The sequence below is a fragment of the Exobacillus caeni genome (genome assembly GCF_005747095.1).
Taxonomy (GTDB): Bacteria; Bacillota; Bacilli; order Bacillales; family Guptibacillaceae; genus Exobacillus; species Exobacillus caeni.
Map to the genome: position 1 here is coordinate 298,695 of NZ_SWLG01000001.1, position 13,657 is coordinate 312,351.

At 39.8% G+C, this 13,657-nt stretch carries 14 protein-coding genes, 1 pseudogene and 1 riboswitch; of the genes and pseudogenes, 7 read left to right on the forward strand and 8 right to left on the reverse strand.

What is annotated here, in order from left to right:
- Nucleotides 1-51: 51 nt before the first annotated feature.
- Nucleotides 52-246 carry a hypothetical protein gene (locus tag FCL54_RS01505; RefSeq protein WP_138122437.1) on the reverse strand — a complete coding sequence of 65 codons (195 nt, stop codon included), beginning with the start codon at nt 244-246 and terminating at the stop codon, nt 52-54.
- Nucleotides 247-474: 228 nt separating this feature from the next.
- Nucleotides 475-2,850 (reverse strand): UvrD-helicase domain-containing protein, encoded by a 2,376-nt coding sequence (locus FCL54_RS01510; RefSeq protein WP_138122439.1) that lies wholly within the window; start codon nt 2,848-2,850, stop codon nt 475-477.
- 597 nt (nt 2,851-3,447) lie between these two features.
- On the opposite strand from FCL54_RS01510, the gene FCL54_RS01515 reads away from it, so the two are divergent.
- The 3 genes and pseudogenes from FCL54_RS01515 to FCL54_RS24290 form a co-directional block, all read left to right on the forward strand.
- A complete protein-coding gene (locus FCL54_RS01515) occupies nt 3,448-3,678 on the forward strand; it encodes a hypothetical protein (protein ID WP_138122441.1) in 231 nt (76 codons plus the stop codon).
- Nucleotides 3,679-3,713: 35 nt separating this feature from the next.
- Nucleotides 3,714-4,061 (forward strand): hypothetical protein, encoded by a 348-nt coding sequence (locus tag FCL54_RS01520; protein ID WP_138122443.1) that lies wholly within the window; start codon nt 3,714-3,716, stop codon nt 4,059-4,061.
- Nucleotides 4,062-4,225: 164 nt separating this feature from the next.
- Nucleotides 4,226-4,309, forward strand: a pseudogene (locus tag FCL54_RS24290) (YjcZ family sporulation protein); the annotation flags it as partial.
- Nucleotides 4,310-4,413: 104 nt separating this feature from the next.
- Here the strand turns inward: FCL54_RS24290 and FCL54_RS01530 are convergent.
- Nucleotides 4,414-5,031 carry a DNA-3-methyladenine glycosylase gene (locus FCL54_RS01530; RefSeq protein WP_138122447.1) on the reverse strand — a complete coding sequence of 206 codons (618 nt, stop codon included), beginning with the start codon at nt 5,029-5,031 and terminating at the stop codon, nt 4,414-4,416.
- Between the two features lie 169 nt (nt 5,032-5,200).
- On the opposite strand from FCL54_RS01530, the gene FCL54_RS01535 reads away from it, so the two are divergent.
- From FCL54_RS01535 to ytkD, 3 genes are all read left to right on the forward strand, one after another.
- Entirely contained in the window at nt 5,201-5,410 is a 210-nt protein-coding gene (locus FCL54_RS01535) for a WYL domain-containing protein (protein ID WP_138122449.1), read from the forward strand.
- 96 nt (nt 5,411-5,506) lie between these two features.
- Nucleotides 5,507-6,040 (forward strand): hypothetical protein, encoded by a 534-nt coding sequence (locus tag FCL54_RS01540; protein WP_138122450.1) that lies wholly within the window; start codon nt 5,507-5,509, stop codon nt 6,038-6,040.
- Between the two features lie 214 nt (nt 6,041-6,254).
- The gene (ytkD, locus tag FCL54_RS01545; protein WP_138122452.1) at nt 6,255-6,734 is read left to right on the forward strand and encodes an RNA deprotection pyrophosphohydrolase; all 480 of its coding nucleotides are present in this window, start codon (nt 6,255-6,257) and stop codon (nt 6,732-6,734) included.
- A gap of 59 nt (nt 6,735-6,793) precedes the next feature.
- Here ytkD and FCL54_RS01550 read toward each other — a convergent pair whose 3' ends face one another.
- The 4 genes from FCL54_RS01550 to FCL54_RS01565 form a co-directional block, all read right to left on the reverse strand.
- Nucleotides 6,794-7,666 carry a cation diffusion facilitator family transporter gene (locus FCL54_RS01550; RefSeq protein ID WP_138122454.1) on the reverse strand — a complete coding sequence of 291 codons (873 nt, stop codon included), beginning with the start codon at nt 7,664-7,666 and terminating at the stop codon, nt 6,794-6,796.
- A 252-nt stretch (nt 7,667-7,918) separates the two neighbouring features.
- Nucleotides 7,919-8,725 carry an ABC transporter permease gene (locus FCL54_RS01555; RefSeq protein WP_138122456.1) on the reverse strand — a complete coding sequence of 269 codons (807 nt, stop codon included), beginning with the start codon at nt 8,723-8,725 and terminating at the stop codon, nt 7,919-7,921.
- Complete coding sequence (locus FCL54_RS01560; protein WP_138122458.1) at nt 8,697-9,476, reverse strand: ABC transporter ATP-binding protein; 780 nt, start codon at nt 9,474-9,476, stop codon at nt 8,697-8,699. Before FCL54_RS01560 ends, FCL54_RS01555 begins: the two co-directional genes overlap by 29 nt.
- 11 nt (nt 9,477-9,487) lie before the next feature.
- Nucleotides 9,488-10,486: an ABC transporter substrate-binding protein gene (locus FCL54_RS01565; RefSeq protein ID WP_138122460.1), complete on the reverse strand. Its 999-nt coding sequence runs from the start codon at nt 10,484-10,486 to the stop codon at nt 9,488-9,490.
- A gap of 232 nt (nt 10,487-10,718) precedes the next feature.
- Between FCL54_RS01565 and FCL54_RS01570 the strand changes: the two genes are divergently transcribed.
- Complete coding sequence (locus tag FCL54_RS01570) at nt 10,719-11,297, forward strand: phosphatase PAP2 family protein (protein WP_171016630.1); 579 nt, start codon at nt 10,719-10,721, stop codon at nt 11,295-11,297.
- A gap of 29 nt (nt 11,298-11,326) precedes the next feature.
- On the opposite strand, the gene pckA is transcribed toward FCL54_RS01570, so the two are convergent.
- Nucleotides 11,327-12,910, reverse strand: coding sequence for a phosphoenolpyruvate carboxykinase (ATP) (gene pckA / locus FCL54_RS01575; protein WP_138122464.1), 1,584 nt, complete (start codon nt 12,908-12,910; stop codon nt 11,327-11,329).
- A gap of 579 nt (nt 12,911-13,489) precedes the next feature.
- Nucleotides 13,490-13,602, forward strand: a riboswitch (SAM riboswitch).
- Nucleotides 13,603-13,657: the final 55 nt, after the last annotated feature.

The window sequence follows — 13,657 nt, forward strand, 5'->3', positions numbered from 1 at the left end:
CCCCCTTTTCTACGAAGGGGGTTTTATCATTAAAAAAATGAATAAGTTCGTTTAGTTGCTCGGGGCCTTTAACACTCTTTCCCGTTCTCGTTGGAAGAACTCCTTCAGCTCTGGATTCAACCAATCCGGCTCTGTGTCGTTCACATCTAACTTGATGAGCTTTCCTTCAAGGTAATCCATAATTCCAAGAGTGGTTCCGTGGGCGTGTTGTTTATGAAATATGGTCTCAAAGCGGATGCTGGTCATAGAAGTCCTCCTGTTGTTTTTTTTAACTATATCATGACCGGAGGAACAATAAATGGCTTTAAACGTACCTTAAACCATTTGTAACATCACCGAAATAAATTTAAGAATATTATAATGCAGAATTTGGCTAACTGACGGTCACCATGTCAAAAAAGGAAATAAAAAGGTTATGATTTGACGAATGTTTATGCCTTTCCTGTTTTTTGGACACAGTTCTTTCATGAGTATCTACAAATTTTTCTTCCCTTTTTGCATTTCAAAACCGCAAATAGCACAAATTTGCTTTTCGGTAAAGTTGTTCCCAACATCTATTTTCATCCAACCATTGCATGTTTTATTCATGCAGATCCACGCCTCTGTCCGTTGAGAGTTGTCTTTATTGTAAAATGTCGTGCCAAATGCCTGTAAAAGGAATCTGGAAACAGGAGCATTTTTTCCAAGATGAAAAGCCGGTGAGCTGATATACAGTTCATCCTTTGCTCTTGTCACTCCTACATAGCAGAGCCTTCGTTCCTCTTCCATGGAAGCTTTTTCAAGTGAAGTTTTATCTTTTAGAACGACTTCCTTATCCTGCATAGCATTTAAAGCAGAAACATGAGGCAGGATCCCTTCAGAAGCTCCGATTAAAAAAACAACCGGGAACTCAAGTCCTTTAGCCTGATGAATTGACATAAGATTAATCTGGTCCTCAGAAGAATCCTGTTCTTTTTTTTCATAAAACTTATTAACGATTTCATCAACAAAAGCCAAGAAGTCCGGAATCGCATGAAATCGTTGTGCGGAGAACTCAAGCTCGTCCAGCATTTCTTTTACCGTTGTTTTATGGACAGTTGCGTTTTCAATGGTCCCTGTGTCGAGATGGTTTTCATATTCTTTACGAAGACTTCTTATTGCTTCAACCGGAGAAAGGCCAGTAGCCTGCTGCAACAAATCAACTCTCTTTTTTACTTTTCCTTTTTGAAAGTCTTTCAATGTATTCCATGTTGTCAGATGCAACAGGGGGAAAGGGAGCGGATCAACAAAATTCTCCATTTCAATATAGCGCATCCCCGCTTCCTGGTTAATGTACAAAGAAGGCAAAATGGTAGCCGTCGCATCAAGATCGCCAGGATTCATAACCAATCGAAGGTGATCGATTAACCCTTTTATGATTGTCTGATCATAAAAGACTTGCTTCATATTATTCGCAGTAAACGGAAGATTGTGAATAATTAGCTGTTCAAACATCGCCCTGGCATTAGAGTGGGTTCTGAAAAGAATAGCGTAATCACTCCATGACCTTGTATCGGGTTTATCTTTTAAACGGTTTACAATCGTTTCTGCTTCTTCTTCGGTGTTAGATGGCCTGTAAAATTGAGGTTCCATCCTGCTGCGCCTTACTGCTTTCATTGTTTTGCTGTGCCTTTGCGAATTGTGTTTAATAATATGGTTTCCAAATCCAACGATGGGTGAGGTAGAGCGATAGTTTGTATCTAGTTTTATTACTCTAGTATTTGGGAAGTCCTTGTGAAAATCTAAAATAATTTCACTGTCTGCTCCATTAAAGCTATAGATAACCTGGTCGTCATCTCCTACTGCAAAAAGATTGTTCTGTGGGCTTGCGATTAGTTTTAAAAGCTCATATTGAATTGGGTTTGTATCCTGGAATTCATCTGCCATCACATATGTAAATCGTTGCTGCAACATTTTTAAAAGGTTTGGAGAAGAGAGTAATAGCTCGTATGATTTTAACAGAATATCATCAAAGTCCATGTAACCGTTTTGCCTTTTCCAGGCCTCATACTTTTCGTAGATATGTTGTATATCTTTATCCGCCGCATCTTCTGACAAATCTTCTGGTTTTATCATTTGAAGTTTATAGGAAGAAATAAGTGATAGAAGCACTTCGGGAAAATACTGTTTCTTAGGAGACAGCTGTGACTGCCTTAAAATGTTTTTTATGATGATTTGTTTATATTTTTCACTGCTTAATATTCGATCAGTAATTTTTAGATTTCGAAGCATTCTTAGAAAAAATGAGTGGAAGGTTCCTGCAGTTATTTGCTTCGCTTCTCCTGATGAAATTCCAGGCAAAGAAGCGATTCTTTGCTTCATTTCTTCAGCTGCTTTTTTTGTAAAGGTAATTAAAAGAATCTGAGAAGGGTCTATCTCTTTTACACCGATCAGATACGCTGTTCGGGTAGTTAAAACCGAGGTTTTACCGCTTCCTGCACCAGCAATAGTAAGCAAAGGGCCTTCTGTATGCCTGACTGCCTCCATTTGGTTACTGTTTAAAAAAATAGTCTTATGTTCAAGTTCTGAAAAAAAGGTTTGTTCTTTCGGCGTTAAAACAGACTGTAGCGTTTTTTGTTGATCATGCTCTAAAAATGGGGCTTCGATATTTGCTGATTTTTTAACGCCGAAAGGAAGAGAAGAATAGCTCATGCTTTCACCTGCTGTTTTAAAGTTTCGCTCTTTTCGAATATTTTGTTGCTCAATAAGTTTTACATTAGAGAGGAACTGCGACGCAATTGCAGCATTGATTTCCGCTCTGGGCAGTTCGCTTTTCGCGGGCAACGCTTCAGCTTCCTGGTCAGAAAAACCGCCAGTCCAGTTCCGGCTCATAGAGACTAGTGGATTTCCCTCACCTCCTTGCGATAAGGCAACATCGACTCTCTTTCGTTCCGGCGTTGTTTCTTATCTCCATGCGGTTCAGTACAATCCATACGTCTCCTGGCGTTCGCCTCCACCGCGGGATCTTCAGCTGTTGATTTTCCCGGAGGACAAGGAAGGCTTCGGCAGGGTTACATCGCACGAAGGAAATGTGAATACATTTTCGAGGAGTCGACTGCCCTCTACTCCAATCAATTGACGTTTTTCAAAGATGTGGAACGTCAAAGCACAGCTCAGCGAAGGAAATACACGTAGACTCCTGCGGGACAGCGATGACGCTGAGACCCCGCAAGGAGCGTTTTGTGCGAGTGAGGAGGCTCAGCGCGAGCCCGCGGAAAGCGTAGTGTATTTCCGCAGCGGTCATAAGTAACTTGCGTCGCAGTTTATCTCTTTTTGTGCAAAAGCAACAATCTATTAGAAAAGAGCCTAAAATTTCATGGTCCAACTTAAAATGATACCACAATTTGCTTGAAAAGATTAGATTGTATTTACAACGGGTATTGAGAAAACAAGAAGAACACTGTTGAATCGATAAGGAGGTTTGTGAAAATGGAAGATAAATTTTTATTGGTGATCGTTGACCATGATAAAAAGATGTTTCATGTAGAAGATCTTGCAGGAGATGACGAAGACCCCCTTAAAAGAAAGGTAGATGAAGCACAGCGGGATGGGAGAGACGTACAATCGTTCTGGTCAAGAATGGACACGGTAAACAAAACGATAGATGCAGCCCAGCATGAGTACAAAGGGTATGCCCATACAGAGGACATGCTTGTATAAAAGAGAAACCATAGTCAAAAGGAGGAGAGAATAAGATGGAAAAAAGAACGTATTATATCACGCCTAAAGGAGACATTTTCGAACAGGAAACAGAAACACAGCTGAATCAATTTGAAATAGAAGCGGATTATGAAGAATATACTAAGTTAAAAATGGCGATCAATGAAATGAAAGCAAACAAGCAGGTGCAACAACATGATTTCTTTTCAACCGCCCATTTTCATGAAGAAGCGGTAGATAAGGATAGGCAGCTGACAGATAATGCGATATATGACCTCTACACAATGATTTATCAGCTTGGAACTTCCCACACCAAATACCAGATTGAAAAAATGGGAATATTACCAAGGCTTAAAGAAAATTTGCCTGAATACCGCAGATAAGGAAAGCCAAATGGCTTTCCATTTTTTTTAGAAAGAAAAGCCTGATTATTTGATATGGAAGGATCAAAAAAGTTGAAAGTTATTCCGCTAACGCCCTTTCATTTTCTGGGTTATAACATAAGATGTTATTGTATTATACAGAGGTGAAAAAAGGGGGATTCATAGTGAGTGCGTCTTATGGTTTCGGAAGAGGTTTCGCGTTGCTTGTTGTATTATTTATCCTGCTTATTATCGTTGGAGCAGCATATCCGATAGGATACCCTGGCCCAATGTATGGTCCGGTAGCAGGAGCGAATTATAACCCGTATTGCTAATAAAAAAACGATGGGGCTCCATCGTTTTTTCTGCTTCATTACTTTGAAACAAAAGCATTGTCTTTGATCCAGAACCTCCATGGGTAAGACACTGCTTCTTCAGCATATTCAATATTGATGCGGGGACCGGTTTCAATCATGGAATCATCTATTTCCCGTTCAGGATGCTGCAGATAAAGCGGCGGATTTGCCAGTGACAACCCGTACTGCTTTATCGTTATCCCCATCGCATCCGCAAGTTTTCCGGGTCCGTTCGTTAAGTTCTTAATTTGCCCCTGTTTTATTTCTCCGTTTTTGTTAAAAAGGTTCTTTAATCCTCGGCGTTCAATCATGATATCCATTCCTTCCACTGGCTCAATTGCTCTGATCAGAATTGCTTCAGGCTTATGGACTGGCCCGCTAACGATATTAAAGCAATAATGGAGGCCGTAAATTAAATAAACATATGCAAAACCTGGCGGCCCGTACATAACCTCGGTCCTGTTTGTCCTTCTTCCACCAAAAGAATGGGCTGCTTTATCTTCAGGTCCCATGTAAGCTTCGACCTCTACAATTTTGCCTGCTGTTCTCCCTTCATCACTCTCATGTATAAGTGTCATGCCCAAAAGATTGCGGCATAAATCCAGTGTAGGAGTTTGAAAAAAAGAAAAGTCCATTTGATCATCCCCTTTTTATTTATTATTTCCCCAGAAAGTACCAGAGTTAAAAGAGTAGTTTTTAAGAACGTATGTTTGGTATAATATCATTAGGAACAAGTGTTTGTTTTTGGGGATTTGCATATACTGATAAAGGGCGGTATAGCAAACATAAATTGGAGGGATAGGAATGAAAAACCTTCTGTATCACTGGTATGAAGAAAAGGTTCCGGTTGAGATCATCTACCTTTCAAAGAAGGGTGAGTTATCTCAGCGCACCATCCAAATTGAAAGTTTTAACGGTGAGATCATCAAAGCTTATTGTACAAATAAAAAGGCGCTTCGCATGTTTAAAGTTGAAAATATTTTATCCGCTCAGAGTAAGAGGTTAGTACATTAGGCCCTTTTTAACTTAAAAATGTTTTGAATAAAAGCAGAGAAGGAATACCTCAAATAGAAAATAATAACTAATTTTTTACAAAGGGTGGAAAACATCATGAAAAAATATTTGGGGTTTGTTTTTTCGGTGGTAATGCTTGGTTCTGTGCTAACCGGATGTAGCGGGGATATGACGAAGAAAGCAACACAACATTTCGGGGATAGTGAATTTTACCTTAGTGATAAGGTAGAAGCAAAAGCCTTTAGTGTGGAAAAACCTGATGTTGAAAAGGTAACTTCAGAATTTAAAAACGAAGTAGTTCAGGAAATTGACAACAACTATAAAGTGATCAATTATTCTAATAAAGATGAACTTGTTGAACATTTAGAACAATGGTCATCCAATAAATTGGCAACTGAAATTGTAGATGTTTATTACCAGGAACAAAACGGAAAGCTTTATGTAGTCCCAACGGAACTTTTTCCATGGATAACGGAAGATAAACCGTATGAACTCATCAAAGAAGGAACTTATACTTATACTGTAAAGCAAACGAACCAAACTGACCTGTACGGTAAATATACAATACTTATTCAACTTAAATATACTGACGGAAAATGGAAGATAGATAACTTTAACATTAAACGCTAAACCATATGGCTGCTTACGCCATATGGTTTTTTTGTATGGAAAAACTGTGTATATAACGACCAGGAACTAAGTAGGATGGGATTTCTTCAAATAGGTACCGGGGAGAAAATAAGTACTTTCCTGGCAAAGGCTTAAAACAATAAGGAAGTTGGACAATGAATCCCTGTTTCCTTTACAATGATAAAAAGGAAATAACCAAAAATGAGGTAATCCAATGAGCTACTTATCATTTATCGATTTTTATAAAAATGAAGTAAAACTTTCTTTTGAGGATCATCCATTCTCGAAAACACCGAAGCATGTCTGGGTGATATGCAGGTTTCGAAATCAATGGTTATTAACTGAGCATCCCAGGCGCGGTATTGAATTTCCTGGCGGGAAGGTAGAAAAAGGTGAAACCGCAGACGAAGCTGCAGTTCGGGAAGTCCATGAGGAAACTGGTGCTCATGTCAAACACCTCTCATACATAGGACAATATAAAGTCGAGGGCAAGGGCGGAACGATTATAAAAAACATATATTATGCAGAAATCAAAGAAATCATCCCAAGAGAAAGCTACTTTGAAACCAAAGGGCCAGTGCTTATGGATGATCTGCCTGCCAATCTGAAAGATAATAATCGCTATAGTTTTATGATGAAAGATAATGTTCTGAGAGAAAGCATAAGAAAGATTAAACAAACTAACTTATTTTAAAAGAGGCCGGTTCTTGATTTCGTATTGAATAATCGTGAGTCAGCCTCTTATGTGCATCATTAATCTTTTAGTTTATTATCTGGCGCCAGTCCGGGTTCAATATGGATATGAGCATGTTTGATTTTATGTTTGTCCTCTAACGTTTCTTCGATTCTGTCTGTAATCTCGTGTCCCTCCATTATATTAAGATAAGGGTCTACCTCTACAATTGCATCAACGATCACTTCATTTCCAGCCATTCTCGCTTTAATATCTACAATCTCTTCTACGCCATGGATATCTTTAATTGTCTCCTGGATTTCTCCTAATGTTTCCCTGTCGAATGCATCTGTTAACATTAACGAGGCATCTCTAAAAATCTCCCATGCAGTTTTGCAAATAATGACTCCGATGACAACACCTGTCAAAGGATCAAGCCATGGAAGCCGAAACTGGGAACCTATAATACCGATAAGTGTTCCGATACCGACAAGTGCATCTGAAAGATTGTCTTTAGCAGCTGCCATCAAACCGTGACTGTTTGATTCTTCTGCAAGCTTTTTATTATAGCCGTAAACTATGAACATAACGCATGAACCAAATGCCGCTGCCCATGCTGCTTCAATCGAGGGGGGCTGATCTCTTTTCATAAAAAGATCGGTTCCGGTTTCAAATAAAACTTGAAGGCCGATCACCATCATGATAAACGAGGCAACAAGAGAAGAGATGGTCTCCGCTCGTGAATGACCATAAGGATGGTTCTCATCCCGTGGTTTCATGGCGATCTTCAGTCCGATCAGGACAGCGATAGAAGCTATAATATCCGAAGTATTATTAAACCCATCGGCAAGAAGGGCCTCGGATTCACTGATGAAGCCGATAATTAATTTAACCGCGGATAAAAACAAATAAGCAGTGATGCTGATATATGCACCTTTAATAGCAGAATTCATACTTAGTCACCCTATTCTTTTGTGGTCCTTCATCATCCTACCAGACCGATTATGGGTGGGTCTATAGCAATTGTTTTGAGATAAACTATTACTCTAGGGAACCTGCTACTTTTTAAGGAAAAGCAAACGATGTTGGTAAAGGTAAACATTTTATGTATTAAAAAACAGTGCTTTATAAAGATGATTAGATATAAAAAGGGAAAACAGGCTCCTTTCTTCGATAGAAAAGAAGCCTGCCAGATGAGCGATACCCTAATGTTTGATCAGTTTTCTTTCAAGCCATTCTACTGCGTTATACATAACAGCTGAAAGCACAGCGATTATGACAAGGCTTAGTAAAACGAGCGTAAAGTTAAACACCTGGAACCCATAGATGATCATGTATCCCAATCCCTGTTTTGATACTAAAAATTCTCCAACGATAACCCCAACCCAAGAAAGGCCAACGTTCACCTTGAGAGTTGAGATGATTGTAGGAAAGGAAGCGGGCAAAACGACCTCTTTAAAGGTCTGTTGTTTATTGCCGCCAAATGTTTTGACTACTTTTATATAATTCGGTTCAACTTCTCTGAATGCCGTATACACTACAATGGTAGTAATGATTACGGAAATAGTTATTCCCATCGCAATAATGGATCCATAAGAAGGTCCGAGAGCGACTATTATAATTGGCCCCAATGCAACCTTTGGCATAGAGTTCAGCACAACAAGATAGGGGTCAAGAATCTTTGATAGTAAGCGGGACCACCATAAGATAGTTGCCAGGATCGTTCCGAGTAAAGTTCCCAGAATAAATCCTAATATCGTTTCTATTAACGTGACGGAAACGTGTATTAGTAAACTTCCATCGGCTAATTTATCGAGCATCAGATTCCATATTTTCGATGGGAAGCTAAATAACAACGGATCGATCCAGTTGAGACGGCCCGCGAGCTCCCATAGGGCAAAAAACAATATAAAAATCATGATTTGCCAGAATCTCATCAGCCGCTTTTCTTTTTTGATCTGTGCAAGGAAGTTAGCGTGTGATTCATTGACTGCTTTTGTTTTCAAGTTCATTCAACTCCTTCCAAATCGTTTGGAAGAGGATAGAAAAATCTGAATCGTTCCTTGCTTGAAACGGTTTGATGGATCTCAGGGATTCCGATACATCGAACACGCGCTGGATTTTTCCTGGTCTTGTTGAAAATAACACGATTCTGTCGGACATAGCGATCGCTTCGCCGATATCATGAGTAACGAGCAGAGCAGTTTTTTTATGGTTTTTCAAAGTTTCAAAAACAAGATCTTCCAGCTTTAGCTTTGTTTGATAATCAAGAGCAGAAAAAGGTTCGTCGAGCAGCAAAAGTTCCGGTTTTGTCGCAAGGGTGCGAACAAGAGCGACACGCTGCCGCATGCCACCTGACAACTGCGATGGATAACTATCTTTCACATCAAGAAGCCCCATTTGATCAAGGAGTGCAAGGGTGTATTCTTTGTTATCGCTATTTAGTTGTTTTGTGAGCCGCAGACCAAGTAAAGTGTTTTCCTCGATCGTTTTCCAGGGAAACAGATAATCCTGCTGAAGCATATAACCGATCTGAGTGTCAGGTTCCGTTATTTTTTTCCCTTTTAGGGCTACCTTTCCCGTTGTTGGTGCCAGTAACCCTGCGATGATAGACAGCAGCGTCGTTTTACCACATCCGCTGGGCCCTAAGAAGGAAATGAATTCTCCTTCGTCAATATTGAGAGAAACCCCTTTAATTGCATTTGTGGCTGTTTCTTTCGTGAAGTAATCATGTGAAATTTGATCGATTTCTAAAAAAGCCACGTTAAGTCCTCCTATTCCTGGACTTCTTTTGCCATCTTTGTGTTAACAAGCTTTTTATGCTCTACACGTTTTGGAAGCTCTCCAGCTTCTTCCATGATATCCTGCAGATTGTTCCATTCTTCTTCATCTAATATAGGGTTTGTTGCGTAAGTGTTCTGGCTTTTATAACGGTCCACAACGGTTTCGATTAATTCTAGTTCTGTATCCTTGAAGAAGGGCTGGATCGATTTAGCAATTTCGGCAGCTGAATGCGTATCAACCCATTGCTGTGCTTTATACAACGCTTTTGTAAAGCGTTCCGCAACATCTGCGTTTTCTTTCAAATAACTTTCTTTTGCCATGAACACGGTGTAAGGGACTTTTCCTGACTCTTTCCCAAATGAGGCCACAATATGCCCGACTCCTTGCTGTTCAAACAGGGATGCGGTAGGCTCAAACAGTTGAACGAATTCCCCGGTTCCGGAAGCAAACGCATTCCCGATATTCGCAAAGTCGATGTTCTGGATCAAATTCAAATCCTCCTGGGGATCGATGCCTTTATTTTTAAGCACATATTCCCCGACCATTTGCGGCATACCGCCTTTACGCTGTCCCAGGAAGGTACTTCCTTTTAATTGTTCCCACGAGAAATTTTCTACTTTATCACGTGCAACAAGAAAAGTACCGTCTGTCTGGGTTAGCTGAGCAAAGTTGATAACAGGGTCTTTAGTTCCCTGGGCATAAACGTAGATAGAAGTTTCAGACCCAACTAATGCAATGTCTGCACCGTCCGATAAAAGAGTGGTCATGGTTTTGTCTCCGCCCCATGTAGTGGTTAGTTCCACTTCGATTCCTTCGTCTTCAAACATGCCTTCAGAGAGGGCTACATACTGGGGAGCATAAAAAATCGATCGTGTTACTTCAGCTACACGGACAACATCATTTTTGCCGTCAGAGCAGGCTGTTAATGTAAAGGTAAATAATACTAAAATGGAAAACAGCGTCAATCCCCTTCGAAACTGTTTAGTCATATAAATAAACCTCCTTTTTACACACAGTATTAATAGTTGGTAAGCGGTACTACAATGTATGAAAAATAAAAAAATGTGTGTTTGCCTAAAATGATGGAGGGTAAGAAATCTTGAACTGAAATGAGAAAAAGGAGGGATTGATATTAGTAGAAATAAAGTTGTTCTTCAAATAGTGTTTGGTGCCCTGGTCGTTCTTTTTATTGGAATGGCGCTTAGTTATGATTCTTTCCTTGTGAAGGAAATAGATGAAGTTGTAGCGGCATATATGGAACAGTTACGCAACCCTGCATTAACGAATGTTTTTCTCTGGTTTACCTATATTGGATCAAAATATGTTGAGTTCCCTCTCCTGATTGGAATTGTGGCATATATGCGAATCACCTGTAAAAATGGAATCATTTCCTCCGTTTTGCTATTAAATTTACTGCTTGTTCGTTGGCTCAATAGCTTTTTTAAAGAATCATTTGGAAGGGAGAGGCCTGTACATAAGCCTTTGATAGATGTTGGAGGGCTAAGCTTTCCTAGCGGGCATGCGATGATTACCGCTTCCTTTTATGGCCTTTTAGTTTATTTTTGTTGGCGGAGGTTTGCTGAAAAAGGCAGTAGTGTTGGTGCCCGGATAACTGCAGCCATTGGCATTCTTGTCATCCAAATGATAGGGATAAGCAGAATCTACCTTGGTGTCCATTATTTTAGTGATGTAGTTGGGGGATTTGCTGCTGGAGCAGCTTTATTATCGCTAACGGTAGTTTGCTATAACTTTCTTATCGGTGAAACAGCAAAACAAAGAGAGGGACATCCAGGTGATTAGATGCCCCTCTCTTCTATTTACAATAATTATTATACATTTGGTCCTGCATTTTTAATACTGTCAGAAACGTTAGAGAACTTTTTAAAGTTTTGCTGGAATTTCTTTGCCAGCTCTGTTGCTTTCTCATCATAAGCTTCGCCATCGCTCCATGTTTGCTTTGGTTGAAGCACCTCGTCTGGTACACCAGGGCAATGAGATGGAATATGAAGGCCGAAAATAGGGTCTTTAACCGTTTCAACACTGTCTAGTTCTCCTTCCAGGGCGGCTTGAACCATTGCTCTTGTATAAGCAAGCTTCATTCTGGAGCCTTCTCCATAGCTCCCGCCGGACCAGCCTGTGTTAACCAGGAATACGTTCACATCATGCTCAACGATTTTTTCTCCCAGCATTTCTGCATAACGGTATGCAGGAAGAGGAAGGAAAGGGGCTCCGAAGCATGTTGAAAAAGTCGCTTCAGGAGATGTAACGCCTCTCTCTGTTCCGGCAAGCTTACTTGTATAACCAGAAAGGAAGTGATACATCGCTTGCTCTTTTGTTAGTTTGCTGATTGGAGGAAGAACTCCAAACGCGTCTGCTGTTAAGAAAACAATTGTGTTAGGATGGCCTGCAACGCTCGGCACAACGACATTTGGAATTGCGTCGATCGGGTAAGCAGCTCTTGTATTTTCAGTCAGCACAGTGTTGTCATAATCTGCCTGGCGAGAGTCTTCATCGACCGTGACATTTTCAAGAACTGTACCAAAACGAATCGCGTCCCAGATTTGCGGTTCTTTCTCTTTTGAAAGGTTAACCGTCTTCGCATAACATCCACCTTCTATGTTAAAGACGCCATTCACGGACCAGCCATGTTCATCATCACCGATCAAGCGGCGGTTAGGATCAGCAGACAGGGTAGTTTTACCTGTACCGGATAAACCAAAGAACAAAGCTACATCGCCTTCCTTGCCAACGTTGGCAGAACAGTGCATGGATAAAATGTTATTTTCAGGAAGCATATAATTCATAACGGTAAAGATAGACTTTTTGATCTCGCCTGCATATTGCGTTCCGCCGATCAAAACGATACGTTTTTCTAAAGAGATAATAATGAATGTTTCAGAATTTGTACCGTCTTCTTCCGGGTTTGCTTGGAAGTCAGGCGCAGATATCACAGTAAACTCTGCATTGTGATCTTTTAACTCTCCTTCAGCCGGACGGATGAAAAGCTGATGAGCGAACAGATTATGCCACGCATATTCGTTGATAACCTGTATAGGTAAGCGGGCAGATTTATCAGCACCTGCAAATCCTTTAAATAAGTATAGTTCTTCTTTAGTATTTAAGTAATCCATCACTTTATTGTATAGGTTTTCAAACTTTTCTTCAGAAATAGATTGGTTTGATTCCCAGTTCAGTTTATCTTTAATTGACTTTTCAGCGACAAAGAATTTATCCTTAGGAGAACGGCCGGTGTATTTTCCAGTTGTTACTCGAAGGGCCCCTGTTGAAGTCAAAGTGCCTTCGTTATTTGATAACGCTTTCTCAACCAGCCTGGAAGCAGAAAGGTTAACATGCACTGCTTTATTATTTAAAATTTCTTCTAGTACAGTAGAAGTATGGGAAGTTGTGCTCATTAACAAAACCATCCTTTATCATTAATTTCGTTCACATTGTTTGATTTCAAAATTAGTATAACATATTTATATAATTAATCTATACTAATTAAAGATTTTTTTTATTATATATATGTTATATGAGAAGTGACACCATATTGGGCATGGAGAAGGGAATTTAGACGGAAAAGCAATCTGGCAAATCATATCTGTTTAATCTGTTACCCTAATTTTCCGGATGGAAAAAGTATTTTTTTAAAGTTTCAGGATTGTCATCAAAATAAGAATATCATTTTTATTTTGCATCATTTGTTAGACTATTATAAGGAAGAGAGAAGAATGGAGTACTAATAAAGCCTGTATGAAAAAACTGCAGATTATGCTCAACAATAAAAATGGGATAGAAAAACGGGATGTAATAAAGAAGGTACAGCGGATTAGGATTTTAATGATCGTATTGGTAGTAGGTAATTCGTTATTGATATTCAAACCGGAGCATGCAATGTTTTAAACAAAATGCAAGGATGGTTCCTGCACGGTTCACTAAAAATGTTTGTTGACACACGATATTAACTGGGTTAATATATGTCAGAACGGATACTCTTATCCCGAGATGGCGGAGGGACAGGCCCAATGAAGCCCGGCAACCGACTCCAGTATGTGGGAGATAAAGGTGCTAACCTGCAAGACTATAATGTCTTGGAAGATAAGAGGCGAAAGGCACGGCTACCTTTTCCTCTGGAAAAGGTTTTTTTGTTTTACACGTCC

Coding starts and splice junctions, on each gene's coding strand:
- FCL54_RS01555 (WP_138122456.1), bottom strand. CDS start 8,725: ATGAACTTGAAAACAAAAGCAGTCAATGAATCACACGCTAACTTCCTT.
- pckA (WP_138122464.1), bottom strand. CDS start 12,910: ATGAGCACAACTTCCCATACTTCTACTGTACTAGAAGAAATTTTAAAT.
- ytkD (WP_138122452.1), top strand. CDS start 6,255: ATGAGCTACTTATCATTTATCGATTTTTATAAAAATGAAGTAAAACTT.
- FCL54_RS01540 (WP_138122450.1), top strand. CDS start 5,507: ATGAAAAAATATTTGGGGTTTGTTTTTTCGGTGGTAATGCTTGGTTCT.
- FCL54_RS01520 (WP_138122443.1), top strand. CDS start 3,714: ATGGAAAAAAGAACGTATTATATCACGCCTAAAGGAGACATTTTCGAA.
- FCL54_RS01530 (WP_138122447.1), bottom strand. CDS start 5,031: ATGGACTTTTCTTTTTTTCAAACTCCTACACTGGATTTATGCCGCAAT.
- FCL54_RS01565 (WP_138122460.1), bottom strand. CDS start 10,486: ATGACTAAACAGTTTCGAAGGGGATTGACGCTGTTTTCCATTTTAGTA.
- FCL54_RS01510 (WP_138122439.1), bottom strand. CDS start 2,850: ATGAGCCGGAACTGGACTGGCGGTTTTTCTGACCAGGAAGCTGAAGCG.
- FCL54_RS01550 (WP_138122454.1), bottom strand. CDS start 7,666: ATGAATTCTGCTATTAAAGGTGCATATATCAGCATCACTGCTTATTTG.
- FCL54_RS01515 (WP_138122441.1), top strand. CDS start 3,448: ATGGAAGATAAATTTTTATTGGTGATCGTTGACCATGATAAAAAGATG.
- FCL54_RS01505 (WP_138122437.1), bottom strand. CDS start 246: ATGACCAGCATCCGCTTTGAGACCATATTTCATAAACAACACGCCCAC.
- FCL54_RS01535 (WP_138122449.1), top strand. CDS start 5,201: ATGAAAAACCTTCTGTATCACTGGTATGAAGAAAAGGTTCCGGTTGAG.